The organism is Komagataeibacter rhaeticus, from assembly GCF_003207855.1.
GTDB classification, from domain to species: domain Bacteria; phylum Pseudomonadota; class Alphaproteobacteria; order Acetobacterales; family Acetobacteraceae; genus Komagataeibacter; species Komagataeibacter rhaeticus.
The window spans coordinates 84,315-103,784 of the sequence record NZ_NKTZ01000009.1 but is presented as its reverse complement, the minus strand read 5'-3'; the positions used below and the strand labels follow the sequence as shown (position 1 = coordinate 103,784).

General features: G+C 63.1%; 19 protein-coding genes, 1 tRNA gene and 1 pseudogene. 8 read left to right on the top strand and 13 right to left on the bottom strand.

Annotated features, from left to right (window positions below):
• The 4 genes and pseudogenes from CFR78_RS10420 to CFR78_RS16275 form a co-directional block, all read right to left on the bottom strand.
• Positions 1–750 (bottom strand): annotated as a pseudogene (locus tag CFR78_RS10420) (IS3 family transposase); the annotation flags it as partial.
• Between the two features lie 15 nt (positions 751–765).
• Positions 766–2,700, bottom strand: a complete 1,935-nt coding sequence (locus CFR78_RS10415) for an FUSC family protein (RefSeq protein ID WP_258366052.1) — start codon at positions 2,698–2,700, stop codon at positions 766–768.
• 105 nt (positions 2,701–2,805) lie between these two features.
• Entirely contained in the window at positions 2,806–4,203 is a 1,398-nt protein-coding gene (gene cysG, locus CFR78_RS10410; protein ID WP_034931735.1) for a siroheme synthase CysG, read from the bottom strand.
• 87 nt (positions 4,204–4,290) lie between these two features.
• A complete protein-coding gene (locus tag CFR78_RS16275) occupies positions 4,291–4,440 on the bottom strand; it encodes a hypothetical protein (RefSeq protein WP_007397567.1) in 150 nt (49 codons plus the stop codon).
• A 187-nt stretch (positions 4,441–4,627) separates the two neighbouring features.
• Here CFR78_RS16275 and panC point away from each other — a divergent pair, with 187 nt between their 5' ends.
• On the top strand, positions 4,628–5,485 hold the full coding sequence (gene panC, locus CFR78_RS10405) for a pantoate--beta-alanine ligase (protein ID WP_034931768.1): 858 nt from the start codon (positions 4,628–4,630) through the stop codon (positions 5,483–5,485).
• Positions 5,486–5,606: 121 nt separating this feature from the next.
• Here the strand turns inward: panC and CFR78_RS10400 are convergent, their stop codons facing one another.
• From CFR78_RS10400 to CFR78_RS10390, 3 genes are read right to left on the bottom strand one after another with little or no spacing between them, the layout of a single operon-like run.
• On the bottom strand, positions 5,607–5,801 hold the full coding sequence (locus CFR78_RS10400) for a Trm112 family protein (protein WP_034931738.1): 195 nt from the start codon (positions 5,799–5,801) through the stop codon (positions 5,607–5,609).
• Between the two features lie 46 nt (positions 5,802–5,847).
• Entirely contained in the window at positions 5,848–6,615 is a 768-nt protein-coding gene (locus CFR78_RS10395; RefSeq protein ID WP_007397571.1) for an LON peptidase substrate-binding domain-containing protein, read from the bottom strand.
• Positions 6,612–7,589, bottom strand: coding sequence for a tetratricopeptide repeat protein (locus CFR78_RS10390; protein WP_034931740.1), 978 nt, complete (start codon positions 7,587–7,589; stop codon positions 6,612–6,614). Before CFR78_RS10390 ends, CFR78_RS10395 begins: the two co-directional genes overlap by 4 nt.
• A gap of 230 nt (positions 7,590–7,819) precedes the next feature.
• On the opposite strand from CFR78_RS10390, the gene CFR78_RS10385 reads away from it, so the two are divergent.
• The 4 genes from CFR78_RS10385 to CFR78_RS10375 all read left to right on the top strand — a co-directional run bounded on the left by CFR78_RS10385 (position 7,820) and on the right by CFR78_RS10375 (position 9,983).
• Positions 7,820–7,894, top strand: a tRNA-Gly gene (locus tag CFR78_RS10385).
• Positions 7,895–8,245: 351 nt separating this feature from the next.
• Positions 8,246–8,383 (top strand): hypothetical protein, encoded by a 138-nt coding sequence (locus CFR78_RS16270; protein ID WP_156953852.1) that lies wholly within the window; start codon positions 8,246–8,248, stop codon positions 8,381–8,383.
• A gap of 6 nt (positions 8,384–8,389) precedes the next feature.
• Entirely contained in the window at positions 8,390–8,599 is a 210-nt protein-coding gene (locus CFR78_RS10380) for a DUF3311 domain-containing protein (RefSeq protein WP_034929494.1), read from the top strand.
• 1 nt (position 8,600) lies between these two features.
• Entirely contained in the window at positions 8,601–9,983 is a 1,383-nt protein-coding gene (locus CFR78_RS10375) for a sodium:solute symporter family protein (protein ID WP_258366050.1), read from the top strand.
• A gap of 107 nt (positions 9,984–10,090) precedes the next feature.
• Here CFR78_RS10375 and CFR78_RS10370 read toward each other — a convergent pair whose 3' ends face one another.
• Both CFR78_RS10370 and argE read right to left on the bottom strand, forming a co-directional pair.
• On the bottom strand, positions 10,091–10,768 hold the full coding sequence (locus CFR78_RS10370) for a DUF1028 domain-containing protein (protein ID WP_034929497.1): 678 nt from the start codon (positions 10,766–10,768) through the stop codon (positions 10,091–10,093).
• A 74-nt stretch (positions 10,769–10,842) separates the two neighbouring features.
• Entirely contained in the window at positions 10,843–11,982 is a 1,140-nt protein-coding gene (gene argE, locus CFR78_RS10365) for an acetylornithine deacetylase (protein ID WP_034929500.1), read from the bottom strand.
• 358 nt (positions 11,983–12,340) lie between these two features.
• On the opposite strand from argE, the gene CFR78_RS10360 reads away from it, so the two are divergent.
• Complete coding sequence (locus tag CFR78_RS10360; protein ID WP_007397581.1) at positions 12,341–13,375, top strand: Ldh family oxidoreductase; 1,035 nt, start codon at positions 12,341–12,343, stop codon at positions 13,373–13,375.
• A gap of 50 nt (positions 13,376–13,425) precedes the next feature.
• Here the strand turns inward: CFR78_RS10360 and CFR78_RS10355 are convergent, their stop codons facing one another.
• Positions 13,426–13,950: a flavin reductase family protein gene (locus CFR78_RS10355; protein WP_007397582.1), complete on the bottom strand. Its 525-nt coding sequence runs from the start codon at positions 13,948–13,950 to the stop codon at positions 13,426–13,428.
• 246 nt (positions 13,951–14,196) lie between these two features.
• Here CFR78_RS10355 and CFR78_RS10350 point away from each other — a divergent pair, with 246 nt between their 5' ends.
• Positions 14,197–14,925 (top strand): class II aldolase and adducin N-terminal domain-containing protein, encoded by a 729-nt coding sequence (locus CFR78_RS10350; protein WP_034929504.1) that lies wholly within the window; start codon positions 14,197–14,199, stop codon positions 14,923–14,925.
• 70 nt (positions 14,926–14,995) lie between these two features.
• Here the strand turns inward: CFR78_RS10350 and CFR78_RS10345 are convergent, their stop codons facing one another.
• Positions 14,996–15,943 (bottom strand): nucleoside hydrolase, encoded by a 948-nt coding sequence (locus CFR78_RS10345; protein ID WP_258366048.1) that lies wholly within the window; start codon positions 15,941–15,943, stop codon positions 14,996–14,998.
• Positions 15,944–16,218: 275 nt separating this feature from the next.
• On the opposite strand from CFR78_RS10345, the gene CFR78_RS10340 reads away from it, so the two are divergent.
• Positions 16,219–16,647 carry a RidA family protein gene (locus tag CFR78_RS10340; RefSeq protein ID WP_034929509.1) on the top strand — a complete coding sequence of 143 codons (429 nt, stop codon included), beginning with the start codon at positions 16,219–16,221 and terminating at the stop codon, positions 16,645–16,647.
• Between the two features lie 151 nt (positions 16,648–16,798).
• On the opposite strand, the gene CFR78_RS10335 is transcribed toward CFR78_RS10340, so the two are convergent.
• Complete coding sequence (locus CFR78_RS10335; protein WP_034929628.1) at positions 16,799–17,725, bottom strand: 2-hydroxyacid dehydrogenase; 927 nt, start codon at positions 17,723–17,725, stop codon at positions 16,799–16,801.
• A gap of 96 nt (positions 17,726–17,821) precedes the next feature.
• The gene (locus CFR78_RS10330; RefSeq protein WP_007397588.1) at positions 17,822–19,159 is read right to left on the bottom strand and encodes an LLM class flavin-dependent oxidoreductase; all 1,338 of its coding nucleotides are present in this window, start codon (positions 19,157–19,159) and stop codon (positions 17,822–17,824) included.
• Between the last annotated feature and the right edge of the window lie 311 nt (positions 19,160–19,470).

The window sequence follows — 19,470 nt, the reverse complement described above, 5'->3', positions numbered from 1 at the left end:
AGGACAGGACCTTGCGCGTGAACCAGTCCATGATCGCCACGAGATAGAGAAATCCCCGTTTCATGGGAATATATGTGATATCGGAACACCAGACCTGGTTAGGCCGATTGATGACCAGATCCCGTAGCAGATATGGATATTTCCGATGCTCCGGATGGGGCACGGTCGTGCGCGGCTTCTGGTAGATCGCCCGAAGGCCCATGATCGCCATGAGCCGCCGGACCCGCTTGCGGCCCACTTCATGTCCCAGGCGGCGCAGATGCCATGTCATCTGCCGTGAGCCATAATAGGGCGTTTCCAGGAACTGGGCGTCGATCAGCCGCATCAGCTCCAGATTGGCCTCGCTCTGTGGCACAGGCCGATAGTAGACGCCCGACCGGTTGAGTTGCAGCAGCGTGCATTGCCGGATTATCGGCAGACGCGCTCGCTTCGGGTCAATCATCTGCCGCCTCTGATCACGCCCAACCGAGCAGAGGCATCGCGTAAAAAATCCCGTTCCACGAGAAGCTCGCCTATCTTCGCGTGCAGTTTCTCCACATCAGCAGGGCTGACCGGGGGCTCCGCCACCGTCTTCCCGGAGAAGGTCGCCGCCATCCCCTCGATCGCCTGCCGTTTCCACTGGGCGATCATCGTCTGATGCACCCCATGTTTCGAAGCCAGTTCCGCCAGCGTCAGTTCCCCACGGATCGCTTCCAGGGCAACCCGTGATTTGAACTCCGCCGCATACCTCTTGCGCGTAACCTTGCCCATAAAACCCGTTCTCTCTCAGATCGGATTATAGCTTATCGCCCTGTCCGAAAAATGGGGACCACTTCTTACCGTCCACGGCGCGCGCAGCACCAGGGCGCGCAGGGCCAGTTCGGCCGCGGGGCGCAGCAGGGGATTCTTCTGCGCCTGAAGGGCATAGAGGCGTGCGCGTGCCAGCGCACCTTCCAGTTCCGCAAACGTGGCAAAGCTTTCCATCTGTCGGGCATGGCTGGCGGTGGCAGGCAGGCGGTCGGTCCAGAACTGCATCTGGGCCAGCCGGTCATAGGCGCGGGTCAGGCGGGTCGGGCCATCGGCCGCGCCCCGGCCGGCCATCTGGCGTTCCAGCGCGCGGACGATGCTTGCCCCCATCCAGAACCGCTGCCGGCGCGCCGAGGGCGGGAACAGCAGTACCAGGATGATGAAGGCCAGCAGGGCCGCCAGCAGGTAGAAGATGTTGCGGTTGAGGAATTCCGTCGGGTTGTAGCTCTGGTGGTTGTCCAGCCCCAGTATGGCAAAGAAAAAGACCCCGTAATTGAACCCGATCGCCGCCGTGGACGGGCGCATGAGCAGCAGGCAGGCGATGAAGGTCTGGGGCAGGAGCGTCAGCGCCAGGAAGGGCATGTCCGCCCCGTGCAGCAGCACGAAGAAGTTCAGCACCGCCGCCGCCAGCACGCTGCACGGCATGCCGATCACGGCCCCCATGCCAAAGCGCGCGGTATCCACGTTGGTGGCGGCCAGTGTCAGGGTCAGCGCGGTCTGGGCCAGGGCTACGGTCGCCCCCGGCAGCCCGGTCATGACGCACACCCCCGCCGCGAAGGAAAATCCCACCAGAACCCGCAACGCGCCCGTAAAGGCCAGCATGTAATTGGGCTGGACCGCAATATTGATGGTCTGGCTGAATTCGGGGTACGGTTTTCCCTCGGCCAGCATGTCCTGCCCCGCATGCAGCCGCGTGCGCGCAGCAAGCATGCACGCCGCGCGTTCGATGGCAAAGGCTTCGTCCCGGTTGGGGATATGGCCGGGCTGCGTGGCGCGGATCATGTCGAGCATGTGGAGCGTGAACCCGACCTGATCGGTGCGCAGGTCGGTCTGGCGCGCGGTGCGGGCAATGGCGTCCTCCACCACGGGGGCGATGTCGTCATGGCCGGCATGGCGGCCCAGCCCGCGCGCGCAGTCCAGCACCGCAAGCATGCAGGCCATGGCCAGCCGGGCGCCATTGGCCCGCAGGCCGCCCCGTTCCAGTTCCGTGCGGGCATAGGACAGGGGGGTGGTCAGGGCCAGCACGCGCGCGCCCAGCCGGATATCCGCCTGCGCTCCTCTGTCCTGCCCGTGCTGGAGGGCGGCGCGCGCGGTTTCGCTAATGGGGCGGGTCAGCTGTTTCAGTCCATCCGCCAGGCCCCGCCAGGCCGCGGGTGAGCCGGACAGGATATTGACCACCGCCACCGCAAAGACCCCAAGCGTGATGGCGGATGCGCGCGATACGGCGATGTTGAAGACATTCTGGGGCGTATCGATGCAGTTTACCGCCACCAGTGCCACGGTATAGCCCGACAGCAGGGCGGCGTAGGAGCGGAAGTCACGCTCCAGCGACCCCACGAACGCGCACGCCGCAAGCCACAGCGCCACACCGCCCAGGAATGGCCCGCGCTGCTGGTTCCACACCGCCACCAGAACGATGGATACACCCATGCCCACCAGCGTGCCCAGCAGCCGGTAAAAGGCCTTGGACAGCGCCTGCCCGCGCAGGGGCTGCGCCAGGATCATGACCGTGACGCCCACCAGCAGCGGATTGTCGAGCTGCAGCCAGAAGGCGGTGGCCAGACCGAGCACCAGCGCGCACCACGTACGCAGGCTGAACCCGATCCATCCCGGTGGCAGCCTGTCCAGCCATGGCAGGAGCGCGCGTGTCCCGTCATGGATGCGCTGCATGTGACTGGCCTGTATCCCTGCCATGGCCTCCCTGACCGTCTGGTGGGTTCATGGCGCTCAATACACGGAAAATGGCCGCCTATTCATAACAAATGATGTACAGCCATTTTTTTGCCGCACGGGGCCGGGTCAGGCGGGCGAGACCACGCGGTGGCGCACCACCTCACCCACGAAGATCAGCGCCGGGCTGCCCACATCCGCCGCACTGGCCTGCGCGGCCAGTGTGCCCAGCGTGCCGGTTATGACCCGCTGGTCGGGGCGGGTGCCACGCTCCACAATGGCGGCGGGCCAGTCGGGCGACAGGCCATGCTCCATAAGCCTGGCGCACAGGGCGGGCAGGGCGGACACACCCATGTAGATCACCACCGTCTGGCCCGCGCGTGCCATGCTGTCCCACGGCAGGTGCAGCGTGCCGTCGGCGCGGGCATGGCCGGTCACGAACAGGCAGGCCTGCGCGCAGTCACGGTGGGTGAGCGGAATGCCGGCATAGGCCGCACAGCCATTGGCCGCCGTGATGCCCGGCACGACCTGAAAGGGAATGGCGGCTTCCAGCAGCGCCTCGATTTCCTCTCCCCCGCGCCCGAACACGAACGGATCACCACCCTTGAGCCGCAGCACGCGCTGGCCCGCCTGCGCGCGGCGCACCAGTTCGGCATTGATCTCTTCCTGCGGCATGGTGTGTCTGTTGCGGCGCTTGCCCACGAACACCAGTTCCGCATCACGGCGCACCCGGTCCAGCAGGCCGGGGGAGAGGAGCTGGTCATATAGGACGCAGTCTGCGTTCTGCATCATGTGCAGCGCGCGCAGGGTCAGCAGGTCCGGGTCACCCGGTCCCGCGCCAACCAGCCAGACCTCGCCGCGCGGGGTGGTACTGGCCAGGATGTCGTCCAGTACCGCGCGCGCGCGCGCCGTGTCGCCCGTGCGCGCGGCCTGCGCGCCGGGGCCATCGAGGAAGGTTTCCCATACCTGCCGGCGGCGCGATATGTCGGGGCAGGCCGTGCCAACGTGTTCACGCTGCTGCTGCATGAATATGGCCAGCGTGCCGGTGCCTTCGGGTATGGTGCTTTCCACCTGTTCGCGCAGGCGGCGCGCCAGCACGGGGGCGGCCCCCCCGGTCGAGATGGCGATGCGCACCAGCCCGCGATGGACCTGCGCGGGGGTGATGAAAGTGGAAGGCTGCGGGTCATCCACCGCACAGACGGGAATGTTCGCCGCGCGTGCCAGCCCCGCCACGACGCGGTTGACCGCGCGGTCATCGGTTGCGGCATAGACCAGCCTGCAGCCGGGCAGCGTGGCGCGCAGGGTGGCCTCATCCGCGCTGGTGGCGATGTGGGTGATCGTGCCGTCTTCCTGCCATGCCCGCATTTCCTCATCCAGCCGTGCGGCAATGACGTCCACCCGCGCATGATGGGCCAGCAGCAGGCGCACCTTGTTGGCGGCGATCATGCCGCCCCCCACCACCAGCACCCGGACATTGTCCAGCCGCAGCGCAATGGGGAACCATGCGGGTTCGGAACTATTGGTCATGCACTCAAACAGCCGGGCGGGCCGGCATCCTGTAGCTTGGGGAAAGAGGGGCCGTTCCGCCTGCTCGGGGCAGGGCTTGGGCGGGTATCAGTGGGAGGCGACGTTCTTCAGCCCTTCGGCATAGCCCCAGCGCGCCCATGTCGAGCGGTCCTTGACCGATCCCGGCGTGTTGGTGGCGCATGCGGCCAGTGACAGCATGATGGCACAGAGACCAAGGACGGGAAGAAGACGGGCCAAAAAAACCTCCTGCACAACGCAATCGCTCCCATAGCAGAAAAGCCGTGCCTTCACCACGCCAATACGTGAAGGACCTGCGCGTGCGCGCGTCTTCACACCGTACGGGCAAAAGGTGATAAGCAACCCGTCCCGGTCCTGCGCCGTGCAGGCCACAGCCCGTGAAGGGGAAAAAAAGGGAATGCAGCCGATGGAAACCATCAGCACCGTGGCCGGACTGCGCGCGTGCGTACGGGCCTGGAAACGCGAAGGCGCGCGGGTGGGGGTAGTGCCGACCATGGGTGCGCTGCATGCGGGCCACCTGTCACTGGTACAGGCGGCGCGTGCGCGGATGGATCGTGTCATCACCACGGTTTTCGTCAATCCTATCCAGTTCGACAATGCCGATGACCTGGCAACCTATCCCCGCACGCTGGCGGAGGATGGCCGCCTGCTGGCGCAGGCTGGGGTGGATGTGCTGTATGCCCCCACGGCTGCTGAAATGTATCCACCCGGCTTTGCCACGCGCATTACCGTGGCGGGGGTGTCTGCCGGGCTGTGCGGGGGGGTGCGGCCGGGGCATTTTGATGGCGTGGCGACGGTCGTGTGCAAGCTGTTCATGCAGACGCTGGCGGATTGTGCCTTTTTTGGTGAAAAAGACTTCCAGCAGGTGCAGGTGATCCGCCGCATGGTGGCCGACCTTGACCTGCCCGTCGAGATCGTGGCCTGCCCCACCCGGCGGGAGGCGGACGGGCTGGCCCTGTCCTCACGCAACCGGCGGCTGGTCCCTGCGGCCCGGCAGGCTGCCGCCGTACTGCCGCGCGTGCTGGCGGCATGCGCATCCGACATTGCGGCGGGGGGCGATGTGGCGGCCGCCCTGCTCGGTGCCCGGGACCGGCTGGCCGCAGCCGGTTTCGACCCGGTCGAGTATGTTGAACTGCGCGCGGAGGCGGACCTTCAGCCTCTGGCCATCCTGCCGCTTGGCACGCCCGCGCGCCTGCTGGTGGCGGCGTGGCTGGGGGATGTGCGGCTGATTGATAACATGCCGGTCCCGCCACAGGGTGGTTGATCGGTAAAGGTAAAAGCTTTCGGGTGCCGGCTTTTTTTTAAGGCACAGCGGTTTTTGGTGAAGCTTTTTGAAAAAAGCTTCACCAAAAACTTTTACAATTTACAGGCGATTGCGTGGGGCTTCAGGCCTCGATGTGGCGGGCTTCGTCGGGCAGCATGATGGGAATGCCGTCGCGTACCGGAAAGGCCAGCCCCGCGCGCTTGCTGATCAGTTCGCCCGCCTCACGGTCATACACCAGCGGGCCCTTGGTCACGGGGCAGACAAGAATGGACAGCAGCCGGGGATCGAGCGGGGGGGCGGTTGGCTTTTCGGTCATTGCGGCATATCCCATGCAGAAGTTGCGATCATATGGACAAAACGGATTACGATGGGGATGCACCCTCGTCGGGTTCCTGTCCAGTCCCGTCCAGCAGGCTGCGCAGGATCTGCGCGCGCGCGGCAGGCGTTGGCGCCTCCAGCATCATCTGGCGCGGCGCGGTGCCAAAGGGGCAGATCATGGGCAGGGTGACAAGCAGGGCCGCGTCATCCATCTGGCGCAGGGCGTCCCACTGGGTGCTCACGCCCTGTGCCTCGCAGAAATCATGCAGCGCGTTGAGCAGGCCCTCCCGGTCAAAGGGAATATCGTCCTCGCTGTCCGTCAGGTCGGACACGAAGGAGGATGCGTCGATCCGCGCCACCCGGTAGCCCCGGCGCAGTCCCGTCTCGCGCAGCAGCCGGAAGCGGGCGATGCCGGTCAGGGTAATGGCGTAGGTGCCGTCCTCGCGCTCGGTCATGGTGGTAATGCGGCCGATGCAGCCGATGCCGTACAGTGGCGGCGTTGTGCTGTAGCCGTCATCCATGCCCGCTTCCTCGGCATCGGGCGGGATGCTGGCGTCCATTCCCTCAAGCGGGCGGGGCTGGATCATGCCGATCAGGCGGCTGGTCGCCAGTGCGTCCTCCACCAGCGCGATGTAGCGTGGTTCGAACACGTTGAGCGGCAGCCGCCCCTGCGGCAGCAGCAGGGCTTCATCAAGCGGGAACAGGCCCAGCTCCGCCGGGAAGTCCGCCAGGGTCATATCCCCTATCTGCGGAATGTGGCGGGGAATGTCATCCATGATGATGACGGTCCCCCTTCCGGCATGGCGTGTCACGAAAACAGCAGCGAGGACATGCGCCGCCGGGCGACCAGGGTGTCGGGGTCGGTCTGGCCCCATGCCTCGAACAGGCGGATCAGCTGCTTGCGCGCCGCGTCATCATTCCACTGCCGGTCCTCTTTCATGATGGTCAGCAGTTCATCGGCGGCTTCCGCCCGCTTGCCTGCCGCGTTCAGGGCCGCGGACAGTTCGAAACGGGCGGCGTAATCCTTCGGGTTGGCGGCGATGCGTGCGCGGATTTCCTCGGCTTCCTCCGCCGCCTTGCGGCCTTCGCGCTTGAGTTCGAGCGCTGCCCTGGCCCCCGTGATCTCGGCATGCTCCGCAATGGCGGCGGGGGCGTCGTTAAGTGCGGTTTCGGCCCCTTCCTCATCCCCCATCTCGATCAGGGCACGGGCAAGCCCGCCCCATGCGGCGGGATTCTCGGGCTCGATCTCCAGCACCTGCGAGAACAGGGCGGCTGCGGCCTCGGCGCGGCCTTCCTCCATGTCCGCGCGGGCGGCATTGATCAGGTCGGCGGCGGGCAGGGTGCCCCCGCCCGCGGATTTCAGCACGTTCTCGATAAAGCGGCGGACCTCGCTTTCCGGCTTGGCGCCCTGGAACAGGTCCAGGATCTGCCCCTGCCAGAAGGCGGCCACAAGGGGGATGGACTGCAGCGGCAGGCCGATCTGGGTCAGCTGCTGGGCCAGCGCGCGGTTGGCTTCCACATCAACCTTGACCAGCCTGACCCGGCCGCCCGCCGCGCGCACCACCTTTTCCAGAACGGGGGTCAGCTGCTTGCACGGGTTGCACCATGGTGCCCAGAAATCGACCAGCACCGGCATGTCGCGGCTGGCTTCCACCACATCGCGCATGAAGGTGTTCTGCGTGCCGTCCATGACCGGGTCGGGCCGCCCGCCCGGGGGCATGGCCACTGCCCCCCCTGCCGGACGGGAACTGTCATGCCGGGGCGTCTGGCCGATAATGTAGTCCATCTGGTCGTATTCCTGTCGGTCTGGCGGCCAACAGGCGAGACGGGGCGATCCATCCGCCCGCTTCAAGCCCGTGATGGCCGGTTTGCATCCATACTGACATACTAGATTGGCATTCCCGGCCATAGTCGCAACCATCTGGTGGGGTGAGGAAAAAAACTTCCCGGAAAACCATTTTTCCCCCTTGCGTGGTCCGGGGCTTTGCCGTAAACACCCCTTCACCGGCACGGAGCGCGGGCGTAGCTCAGGGGTAGAGCACAACCTTGCCAAGGTTGGGGTCGTGGGTTCGAATCCCATCGCCCGCTCCAGGTTTCTACAGGAAGCCAGCCGGATACGGGGAAGCCGCCATCAGGGCGGCTTTCGTCGTTTCAGGACTGCCTGATGCGACTGTCCCTTCTTTTCCCGTCACATGAATACAAACCGTTCCGGCCTGCTGCCAGCGACCATGCGCGGTCAGGCCCCCTGCGCCAGAGGGCAGGTGTCGCGCATCGGGCCGGAGCGACAGGCAACGGGTGTGTCAGGACCCGGTGTGGCAGGGCTGCCGTGAGGGATATGTCCGTATCCATGCGCCAAGCCAGCGCTTCATTCCTGTCCGTAACATTTTATGGGGTAAGATGCGCATGGGAATACGGCACCCGGCGGGAAGGCGCCGCCACGGAATGCTGCTTGGCCGTAATGTAATGATTGGAACGGCAGGAATGGAAGATGCTGTTGTGAATGGATCTGAACATAAAATAAAAACAGAATATCCATATTGTCATATTGTAAATAATGACCTTGAAATTCAGGGGGTATGATTCAGGATGCCAGCGTATTCAGGTTTTGCTGTGGGCCTTGTCCTGCCGTTTCTGGCGGTGCTGGGGCCGCTGCCCTGGCTTTCTTCCGGCACGCTTGTCATCGGTGGCATTCCGGCTGCCCTGGTCTGGCTGTTTGCCTGCCTTCCGCTGACTTCCCTGTGCATGGCCGTGGCATGGAAACTGGAAAAACGGGACCGTCAGGACAGGGATGACTGAAATGCGCGTGGCATCCACGGTTTTTATTGCCATTATCGTGCTGTCCTTTGTCGTGGCGCTTGTGTCCCGGCGCAACCATGCGCACCAGAACAGCCGGGACTTCTTTGCCGCGTCCGGCCAGTTTGGCGGGGTTCTGGTTTTTCTGCTGGCGGTGGGTGAGACCTACAGCATTGGCAGCATCATGGGGTTTCCGGCCGGGGCCCTGCATGATGGCATACCCTTTGTGGGCTGGTTCCTGGGGTATATCCTCCTGGCCTATCCCGTAGGGTATTTTCTCAATCCCCTGATCTGGAAGGCGGGCAGGCGGGCGGAGGCACTGACGTTCGCCGATCTGTTCAGGACCTGTTTCCCAAGCCGTTTTCTTGAAATCGCCGTGACCCTGAGCGCCATTTTTTTCATGTTGCCCTTTGGCGAACTCCAGATGGCGGGGCTGATCGCCACGATTGGTGAATTCCACTGGCCGTTCTCACCCGTGGTCATTGCGGGCGGGTGCGCCGTGCTGACCTTTTCCTGGCTTGCGCTTTCCGGTGTGCGGGCACCGGCCTTCGTATCCGCCATAAAGGACAGTATCGTTATTCTTGCCGTCGTGTTCATCAGCATTGCCGTGCTGCGCCATGAGTCATGGCATGGGCTGGTTCAGGCCAGCCGTTCCATGAAACCGGCCACGGCCGGGGACAATGTGCATACCATCACCACCATCATCATCCAGGCCCTTGGCTTCTGTGTTGCGCCACAAAGTATTGCTTTTCTTTTTACGGCGCGATCGTCGGGCATCGTCCGGCGCAACCAGATCCTTATGCCGCTTTATATGCTGATGTTCCCGCTTCTGCTGCTTTGTACGCTGTATGCCAGTGCCACAGGACTGCCGCTGAGCGGGAAAAACACGGTTTTCATCGATGTGGCCCTGGCCCTGCTGCCATCCTGGGGCCTGGGTCTGGTCATGGCGGCCTGTGCATTGTCCGGGCTTGTCATTCTGGCCGGTATCTGCCTGTGTATCGGGTCGCTGGTGTCACGTAACCTTGTGCATGGGCTGCCCGACAGCCGGCAGAAGACGTGTGCCAAGCTTGTCATAACGCTGTATCTGGTTTTTTCCGTTTATACGGCCATGCATTTTTCAGTACTCATGCCGGTTCTGACAACGGTCTATTATCTGGGTATTGTCCAGTTCTTTCCCGCGGTGCTGTGCGTATGTCTTGAGCTGAGGGTTCCTTCGGGCTTCGTCACGGCCGGTTTTCTTGCGGGGGAAGCCATGTCGGTCGGGCTGGCGTTTTCCGGTGTGCCGGTGGGCAATGTGAATCCTGGCTTTATCGGTCTTGTACTGAATGCCGGCATGGTGGCGCTGGGGCTGGCTGCCAATGCTTCCCGGCCCGTGCCACGGCGCTGAATCGTACCGCCCGGCCGGCCTGTCCGGCAATAAAGAAAAAGAGCCGGGTATCGCCTTTATTAAAAAAGGCGATATTTTCCTGAATCGTTTATTGTCCGGGCAAAGGCTCACTCATCTCCGGGCACGCCGTAGGATGGCGCGGACAGGGGATTGAGGCACCGGGTCACGTAATCATCCATCTGGGGCTGCCATACCGTCCACAGTTCGGCCAGACGGTCGATGGGGGCCTCGTCCCAGTCCACGCGCAGGTCAACCAGTGGCCAGTCCTGCTCTGCCACCACGATCATGCCCGCCGAACGTACCGGCCCGGCCTCGCCCCCGGCGGCAAGCCCGGCGCGCATGGCCACAAGCAGGCGTTCGCCCAGCGGCAGGCTTTCATCCGATTCATCAAACGCACGGGTCACGGCATCCGGCACGCCTTCCTGCGCCAGCAGGTTGCCGGCCGATGCGACATTCGCCCGGGTGGAAACCGCATGGCAGCCCAGGGTGTGCGCGCCAGACCAGACGGCCGTGTCGCCCCGGGCATCAAGGATGGCCAGCTGGCGGAACTGCGCAAACGCGGCATTCTGCACCAGGATGTCGCGGCACTGGGTCGCGGTGGCGCCCCGCGCCATGAGGTCCAGCCCCTGTGGCCCCAGACGGGGGTCGGTTATGTTCTGTGTGGCCACCACGCCCACGCCCGCCCGTGCAAAGGCGCAGCGGCTGGCCACGGCGGGGGAGGAAGATGAAACGGCAATGCCGAACTGCCCTGTCCGGGCGCATCGGGCGATGATGGAAAAGGTCATTGTCTGTCCGGGTCCTTATGGCAGGATGGGCGGGTGTTTGGCCCGTCGTGACGGGCCGGGCAGTGTTCAGGGCGTTACTGGCAGAGCCTGTCCACGACCCCTTCAAGGAACAGGTCGCACCGGTCGAGTTCGGAGCGTGTGATGTATTCATCCGCCTTGTGGGCGCGGTTGATCGATCCCGGGCCGCAGACCACGCAGGCAACCCCCAGCTTTTCCTCGAACAGGCCGGCCTCGGTTCCGAAATCGATGACGGTGGTGCTGTTCTGCCCCGCTTCATGCAGCGCCAGTGAGCAGATATCCGTACCGGGCGGGCTGTTCAGCCCCGGATAGGCGTTCATGACCTCCAGCGTGATCGTGCCGCCGCCCACTGTCCCGATCACGCCGGCGGTGGCTTCCTTCAGCCAGGCCAGGTACGCCGCCCCATCCTGTGTGGGGACTAGCCGCATCTCAGCCGTGACCGTGCACAGGTCCGGCACGATGTTCAGCGCGCAGCCGCCCTGTATCAGGCCGGCCTGCACGGTGGAAAAGGGCACGGTGAAACGGGTGTCATGGGTTTCGGTGGCGCGGATATGCTCCTGCAGCCGGTCCAGTGCTTCCACCATGCCCGCCGCCAGGCGGATGGCGTTCCTGCCCAGGAAGGGATTGGCGGAATGGGCGGCCTCACCCCGGCAGATGATTCTGAAGGCGATCTTGCCCTTGTGGGCAATGGCCACCCGCATTTCGGTCGGCTCGCCAATGATGCAGCCATCCACCTCTGTCCCGGCGCTGTCCAGCGCCCGGAGCAGGGAGTGCACGCCCAGGCAGCCCAGTTCCTCATCATAGGAAATGGCCAGATGCAGGGGGCGCTTCAGTGGCCGCGTGGCGGCCCTGGCGGCACTGGTGAGCATGCAGGCCAGGAAGCCCTTCATGTCGCTGGAGCCCCGGCCGTACAGCCTGCCATCGCGTTCGGTCAGGACAAACGGGTCCGCTGTCCAGTCCTGTCCGGCTACCGGCACCACGTCGGCATGGGCGGACAGCACGATACCGCCCGCCACGTCCGGGCCGATGGAGGCAAACAGGCTGGACGCATCGGGCCGGTCGCCGGGAATGCGCCGGATGCGTGCGCCGATGCGGGCAAGAAACGTTTCGACCCAGTCGATGATGGCGCCGTTGGGTTCCCCGCATACGCTTGGAAAGGCGACAAGCTCGCGCAGGGTACTGACTGTCGGCGTCATGGTCTTTCCTTTCCGCGTGGGCAACATGGGCAAGTCGGCAGGCTGCATCATGGCCGGATATGTCCCTGATCGACAATCGGGAGAGTCCGCCTGGCGGATATTATTTTTCTATCCAGTATATGAATAATAACGAAGCTGCTGCGGTACTGAAAACTGGTTCTTGAAAAGACAACCTGTTTAAATCAAACATACAGCCGCCAGCCATGGCCCGCACCACCTGTAACCCGGCGGGCTGTACTGCCGGTATGGTGGGTTCTATACTTTTTTCCAGCCATGGACCCGCAGGGGCGGCCCATATCGCTGCGGCCGTGTGGGAAGAACGGTTTCTGGTTCATTTCGGATGACAAAGGATCGGTAAGTGTCAACTGACGTCAAACATATTCCCGAAGCTGTCTTGCGCGCGGAGGTCCAGCGCTTCCTGACCGGAGCCGGTGCCCGCGCGGAAGATGCCGAACAGACCACGCGGGCGCTGCTGCATGCATCGCGCATCGGGGTGGACAGCCATGGCGTGCGGCTGTGCCGGTATTATGCGGACCTGTTGCAGGCGGGCGTGATGAACGCCCGCCCCACGCGGGTCATGCGCCGCACCGGACCCGCGGCTGGCGTGCTGGACGGGGATGACGGACTGGCGCATGGCGCCTCCTACCAGGCCATGGATGAAGCGGTGGACATGGCGGCCACCTGTGGCATCGGGGCCGTGGGCGTCGTGCATTCAACGCATTTTGGCGCGGCGGGCGCTTATGCCGTGGAAGCCGCGCACAGGGGCATGATCGGTCTTGTCACGACCAATTCCCTTTCGCTGGTCAGCCTGTTCGGGGGGGGGATCGCCTTCCATGGCACGAACCCCATTGCCATGGCGGCCCCGGTGCCGGACAGCAGGCCGTGGCTGCTGGACATGGCCACGTCCTCCATTCCCTTCAACCGGGTGCAGCTTTACCGCTCCCTTGGCCTGTCCCTGCCCGAGGGGACGGCGGTCGATGCGCAGGGCCATCCCACGACCGACCCGGCAAGGGCCAGTTTTCTCCAGCCGCTGGGCGGCCCGGAATTCGGCTTCAAGGGGGCGGCGCTGGCCGGTGTCGTGACCATCCTGTCCGCCATCCTGCCCGGCGCCACGCTCGATCCCGACATCCTGCCCGATGCACAGGCCAGGCAGCGGCGGGAGCCTGCCAATATCGGCCATTTCTTCATAGCCATCGACCCGGCGCGCTTTGTCGGGCGCACAGGCTATGATGCCGCCATCACCCGTTATCTTGAGGTGTTGCGCGCCTCCCCGGCCGTCGACCCGAAGCGTCCGGTCATGGCACCGGGTGACCGGGAATGGGCCGAGGCCGAAAAACGTGCCCGCCTTGGCATTCCGGTCGACCCGGATACGCTGAAGGCACTGGGGCTGTAACTGCCGGCGCGGGGAAGGGATGCCGCCTTCCCCGTACGCCAGGCCGGGGGTCAAAACCGGGTGGGGCGGGCGTAATCGCGGGCGTGGTAGATCAGGGCTTCCGCCGTGCCTGCGGCGGCCTGCTCCACCAAGCCGAAGAACAGGCGGTGCGTGCCCATGAGCAGGCTCTGGCTGACGCGGCATGAAAAGGCCGCTGCCGCTCCCTTTAGGCATACATGCCGCCCGGACCCGTTATCGGTCCATTCCGCCTGACTGAACACCTGCCCGGCAGGGAGGGGGGACGAACGGCCGAACAGGTTGGCCACGGGGTGCTGGTCGCCAGCCAGGATGTTCAGGCTGAACACGCCGTTCTTCTGGATATGCAGGCTTAGCGGAGAGGTGTCCTTTACACTGACCATCACAATTGGCGGTTCCGCCGAGATGGAGGCAAAGGCGCTTACGGTACGGGCGATGCGGCCTGCTGGCCCCCACGTTGCGACAACGGAAACGCCGGTGGCGGCATGGGCCATGGCGGCAACGAACTGTTCAGGTGTTTCCAGTCCGGGTGTTTCCAGTTCTGGCGCAAGCGGGTTCATGCTGTTTTTCCCTGTTTTCCGGCAGTGTTGCAGTATGGGGTGACTTCATCCCATCCGGACAGTAAAGTGCAAATAATTATTGCATAATTCATGCTTAACTTTTTCCGTTTCAATCCATTTTTTATTTTAAAATGATAAAGACTATATAAGGATAAGGAAAAAACTATCTTTACCTGAAAGCAATGATAAGCCTATCCTGAAATGGAAAATTGTTCTGCTTGCCCCACATCGTGGAGATATGAACCAATGGATAACCATGAACATGCGATGCGGGTGGACCTGGCTGCGTCTTTCCGCATGGCCGCACGGCTGGGTTTTCATGAAGCGGTTGCCAACCATTTCAGCGCCGCCGTGTCCGAAGATGGCAGCCGTTTTCTCATCAACCCCAAATGGCGGCACTTCTCGCGCATCCGCGCCAGCGACCTGATCCTGGTCGATACCAGCAGGCCGGGTGACGCGGCAACCTATGACCTGGACCCCACGGCATGGGCTATCCACGGCCAGCTGCACACCCTTAATCCCAGGGCCCGCGTGGCCATGCATCTGCACCCCATATACGCCACGACGGTTTCCACGTTCGAGGACCCGACAATCCTCCCCATCGAGCAGAATACGGCACGCTACTTTCGCCGTGTTGCCATTGACGGGATGTACGGCGGCATGGCCGACAGTGATGCCGAGGGCGCGCGCCTTGTCACGGTGATGGGTGACAGGTCCCGCCTCATGATGGGCAATCATGGTGTCATGGTCGTGGCCCCCACGGTGGGGGAGGCGTTTGATGACATGTACACGCTGGAACGTGCCTGCCAGATCTTCGTGACAGCCTGCGCCACCGGGCGCAGGCTGTCCGTCCTGTCCGACGATGTGGCGGAAAAGACAGCCCGCGACTGGGAGGGCATTACGGATTTTTCAATCCGGCACTTTGAGGAAATGAAACTGATCCTGGATAAGGAAGAGCCGGATTACCGCGACTGACGCGATAGGACTCCCTGGGAACGTCGCCTTTATTGGAAAAGGCGACACCCGGGAGAATTTCCAACTTCTGTCAGTGGCCCGTGTTCCCGCCCGCCAGCCGGGTCAGGGCGTGTGCCAGCAGGTCGACCAGTCCGTCGCGGTCTCCCTGCATCATGATCCGGCAGTTGGGGTCACGGCCGTCACGGTGCCGTTCCGATAGGGCGGCCACGCTACGCCCGTAATCCAGCGCGGATGTGCAGTCCACCTGGACATGGCCCGCAACGCCGCTGAACAGGTCGGGCCGCAGCAGATGGGCAATGACACAGGGGTCATGCAGCGCCGGGTCGCCGTGGGCATAATCGTCCAGCATCCGCACCATCATGCGCGCCGGGTCGGTGGCGTGGCGCCGCATCGCCTCCATGCGCCCGGCCGGCACGGTCATCCGCCGGGTCACATCCAGTCCGAACATCGTCAGGTTTCGGCCGGTTGACAGGACAACATGCGCCGCATGCGGATCGACATGAAAGTTGAACTCGGCAGCTGGCGTGATGTTGCCGGGCACACAGGCCGCGCCACCCATGAACACGATCTGTTCAAGCTGTTGCGCCATGTCGGGTGCCTTGAGCATGGCCAGGGCGATATTGGTCATTGGTCCCAGGCAGCACAATGTGATCGCACCCGGATGGCGGCGGACGGTTTCGATCAGGAAATCAACGGCATGGACATCGGGGGCAGCCGGCGCCACGTCTTCCGGCTGGATGCTGCCCAGCCCGTCCGTTCCGTGAACGCTCGCGGTCCGGCCGGTCCGGTGCATGATGGGACGTGAACAGCCGGCATGAACGGGAATATCGGGCCTGCCCAGCATCTGCATGACCCACTGCGCATTACGTGTCGTTTTTTCAAGCGGAACGTTACCGGCAACCGTGGTAATGCCCAGAATCTGTACGGCATCGGGCGCGGTGGTGGCCAGCATCAGGGCCAGGGCGTCATCAACACCGGGGTCACAGTCCACAATGATCTTGCGCGGTTGTGTTGTCATGTCCTGCTTCCGGTTGCGATATCGGGGGCTGCATTTCCGATTGGGCGGCAATGACCATCTACGGGAAGTCACATCCTATGCACCGGCTGGTGCGGTCCTGATCATCGGCTTCGGTCATGTGCCGTATGGGCGCGGGAAAATACATATGTCCTGTATCATTGATCATGAAGCCGTGCATGAATTATTTCATAATTCCAAATTATGTTTTTACTTATTGATGGAAATGGAAAACCTGTACTAACTCGGAAGTCCATTCCCTGAAGAGCGAGCATGTGATGACAGAGCTTCCCCCCACGGTAACCCATCGCCGTATCCGTCCCTTCAACACCAAGGATACCTATCCCGAACAGAATCTGGATAATGATCTGTGCCAGGCCGTCGTGGCGGGGAACACCGTGTACCTGCGTGGCCAGGTGCCGCAGGATCTCGACACGCGTGAGAACGTGGCCGTGGGCGACCCGGTGGGCCAGACGGAAAAAGTGGCGGAAAACATTGCCCTGCTGCTCAAGGAAGCCGGTGCCGAGATGCGGCATATCTGCAAGGTCACGGTCTATCTGACCGATATCCGCTACCGGCAGGATGTCTACCGTACTCTGGGGCGCCACTTCCGCGGCGTGTTTCCCGTGTTTACCGGGCTTGTGGTGGTTGCGCTTGCACGGCCTGAATGGCTGGTGGAAGTGGATGTCATTGCGGTCAAGGACTGACCGGCCATGACCGGGCGGGCGGGCTGAAGCGGCCCGCCGCTGCGCGCCCCGGCCCTTTCCGCGGCGTATCCGCCCGCCGGTGGGCGGTGGACAGCACGCCGCCCCGCCTTTCGTCTGCATAAACGGGCGGGCGGGGCGGATGGCTGTGGGTTCAGTAGCGTTTCTGGCGGTCGACCAGACCTTCGGGTGTCCTGCCTGCCTGAAAATTGCGGATCGTGTTGATAACGCTTTCCGCACCGCTTTCAGGATGGGTGTTGCTGGCGATATGCGGTGTGATGATGACGCCGGGGTGATCCCACAGCCGGGAATCGGCCGGCAGGGGCTCGGGGTCGGTCACGTCCAGCACGGCCCAGCGCAGGTGCCCGCTATCCAGCGCGGCCAGCAGGTCATCCGTTACGACCTGTGGCCCACGGCCGGCATTGATCACGCTGGCACCTGCGGGCAACCTGGCAAAAAGCGCATTGTTGAACAGCCCGCGTGTCTGCGGGGTAAGCGGCAGGAGCGATATCAGGATATCGGTTTCGGCCAGGAAGGCATCAAGCTGTTCGTTACCGACGAACATCGAGACCCCGTCCACGTCCCTGTGGCTTCTGTTCCACCCGCGCACGTTGAACCCCAGCGCGCGGATGGCCGCCGCGCAGGGAATGCCCAGCGTGCCCATGCCCATGATCCCGACACTGGTCCTGTCGGCCCGCCGTTCGGTATGGGGCTTCCACAGATGCTGCATCTGCTGGGTGCGGTAGAGGGGCAGGTCACGATGGGTGGCCAGCACGAAGGCCGTCACATATTCCACCATGCCTGCGGTCAGCGACGGTTCGATCATCTTCACCAGCCCCACATGGTCGGGGAAGGTTGACAGATCGAACTGGTCCACCCCGGCACCAAGGGAGAAGACCAGCCTGAGATTGGGGAACCGCGTGAACAGGTCGGGTTCCGGGCGCCACATGGCTATGTACTCGACATCGGCCGGGTCGCCATAATCGGGATAGAAGTGGAATGGCATGTCCGGCATCAGCCGGTGGAACACGTCCTTCCAGTGTCGTTCGCGCTTCTGGTCCAGTTTCAGTACAAAAGACATGCGGGCCTTTCCATCATGCTGCCGTTCGCCCCGGACAACCCCGTTCATGCTGCCGGGCATGGGCTGATACCATGCCCGGCCCGCACTACAGGATCATCATTTTTTTACGTGCCGGTTTTCCGGGCGCGCAAGCCCCAGGTTCTCACGCAGGGTCGTGCCTTCGTATTCCTTGCGGAACAGGCCGCGGCGCTGCAGTTCGGGCACCACCTTTTCCGTGATGTCGGTCAGGCTTTCGGGCAGGACCGGCAGCGCCATCATGAAGCCGTCACTTCCGCCCTTGCTGACCCATTCCTCCATCTGGTCGGCCACGCCAGAGGGCGTGCCATAGAAGATGACCTTGCTGCGGTTGTACTGGCGGCAGATTTCGCGCAGGGTCAGCCCCTTGCGGATCAGGCCCACGATCTCGTTGAAATAGACCTGATGGAAGTTTGAACGCTCGGGAATCCGGTGCTCGGGCACCGGCTCATCCAGCGGCAGGTCGGACAGGTCGGTTTCCAGATCGGTCTTGAGGTACATGAGACCAACCTCGATCGGGACGGTGGCCTGCCATTTGGCCCATTTCTCGCGTGCGGCTTCCTCGCTTTCGCCCACCACGATCGAGACGCCCGAAAGCACCTTCAGTGAATCCTGCGAGCGCCCGTAGCGCGCCATCCGGCCCTTGAGATCGGAATAGAAGGCCTGGGCCTCGGCCAGCGTGGCACCGGTGCCGAACACGACTTCCGCCGTGCGGGCCGCGAATTCCTTGCCCGCCTCGGATGCGCCGGCCTGGAAGATGACCGGCTGCCCCTGCGGCGAGCGGCGCATGTTCAGCCCGCCATAGACGCGGAAGAACTCTCCCTTGTGGTCAAGCACATGGAATTTCTCCGGGTCGAACATCCGGGCGTTGGCCTTGTCGAAGATGAAGGCATCATCTTCCCACGTATCCCAAAGCGCCTGGACGATTTCCAGGCATTCGGAAGCCTTTTCATAACGCCTGTCATGTGGCGGCAGGCGGTCAAGCCCGAAGTTGCGTGCCGCGTAGTCATTGGCCGTGGTCACCACGTTCCATGCCGCGCGCCCGTGGCTGATATGGTCAAGCGACCCGAAAAGCCGGGCGATGTTATAAGGCTCGTAGAAGCTGGTGGAGGCGGTTGCGCCAAGGCCGATATGCTTGGTGGACCCGGCCAGCGCCGCCAGCAGCGTGATCGGTTCCATCATGTTCATGTAAAGTGGGGAGCGCGTCCAGAAATCAAGGTTTTCCGTGCGTGCGGCCGGTGTATCGGCCAGGAAGAAGAAATCCAGCTTGCCAGCTTCGGCCTGCTGGATGATGCGGCGGAAATAATCCACATCGGTGGCCGCATTGTCCTGCGCCGACGCCAGCAGCCAGGCTGCTGAATGATAACCATTGGCTTCAAAGAGACCACCAAGAACCATATGTTGGCCGGTCTGTTTCATTTTACAGCTTCCTTTATGACCAGGCACAGCAGGTTACCGCAGAAAGCCGGTGACTATTGTAATTGCCGGTGCCGTTACGAACAAGAAAAGAATGCGCGACGGCCGGAAGACGGTAAACCCTATTTTTTTTAACTCATTGGATCAATGCAGACTTGTTACGGGCAGGGATCATGCAGGAACGGATTTTCCATATCAGGTCCGCAAAAAATATTATTACTGCGTCGAAACGCAGGCATGTCAGGATCAGTATGGTTGTGTCTATGCCCTGATGCTGTTCATATAATTCCAGATGGGCAATCTTTCCTCCCGCG

Bases quoted from the DNA above. Each gene is read 5' to 3' on its own strand.
- CFR78_RS10415 (WP_258366052.1), bottom strand. From the start codon at position 2,700: ATGGCAGGGATACAGGCCAGTCACATGCAGCGCATCCATGACGGGACA.
- cysG (WP_034931735.1), bottom strand. From the start codon at position 4,203: ATGACCAATAGTTCCGAACCCGCATGGTTCCCCATTGCGCTGCGGCTG.
- panC (WP_034931768.1), top strand. From the start codon at position 4,628: ATGGAAACCATCAGCACCGTGGCCGGACTGCGCGCGTGCGTACGGGCC.
- CFR78_RS10400 (WP_034931738.1), bottom strand. From the start codon at position 5,801: ATGACCGAAAAGCCAACCGCCCCCCCGCTCGATCCCCGGCTGCTGTCC.
- CFR78_RS10390 (WP_034931740.1), bottom strand. From the start codon at position 7,589: ATGGACTACATTATCGGCCAGACGCCCCGGCATGACAGTTCCCGTCCG.
- CFR78_RS16270 (WP_156953852.1), top strand. From the start codon at position 8,246: ATGCTGCTTGGCCGTAATGTAATGATTGGAACGGCAGGAATGGAAGAT.
- CFR78_RS10380 (WP_034929494.1), top strand. From the start codon at position 8,390: ATGCCAGCGTATTCAGGTTTTGCTGTGGGCCTTGTCCTGCCGTTTCTG.
- CFR78_RS10375 (WP_258366050.1), top strand. From the start codon at position 8,601: ATGCGCGTGGCATCCACGGTTTTTATTGCCATTATCGTGCTGTCCTTT.
- CFR78_RS10370 (WP_034929497.1), bottom strand. From the start codon at position 10,768: ATGACCTTTTCCATCATCGCCCGATGCGCCCGGACAGGGCAGTTCGGC.
- argE (WP_034929500.1), bottom strand. From the start codon at position 11,982: ATGACGCCGACAGTCAGTACCCTGCGCGAGCTTGTCGCCTTTCCAAGC.
- CFR78_RS10355 (WP_007397582.1), bottom strand. From the start codon at position 13,950: ATGAACCCGCTTGCGCCAGAACTGGAAACACCCGGACTGGAAACACCT.
- CFR78_RS10350 (WP_034929504.1), top strand. From the start codon at position 14,197: ATGGATAACCATGAACATGCGATGCGGGTGGACCTGGCTGCGTCTTTC.
- CFR78_RS10345 (WP_258366048.1), bottom strand. From the start codon at position 15,943: ATGACAACACAACCGCGCAAGATCATTGTGGACTGTGACCCCGGTGTT.
- CFR78_RS10340 (WP_034929509.1), top strand. From the start codon at position 16,219: ATGACAGAGCTTCCCCCCACGGTAACCCATCGCCGTATCCGTCCCTTC.
- CFR78_RS10335 (WP_034929628.1), bottom strand. From the start codon at position 17,725: ATGTCTTTTGTACTGAAACTGGACCAGAAGCGCGAACGACACTGGAAG.
- CFR78_RS10330 (WP_007397588.1), bottom strand. From the start codon at position 19,159: ATGAAACAGACCGGCCAACATATGGTTCTTGGTGGTCTCTTTGAAGCC.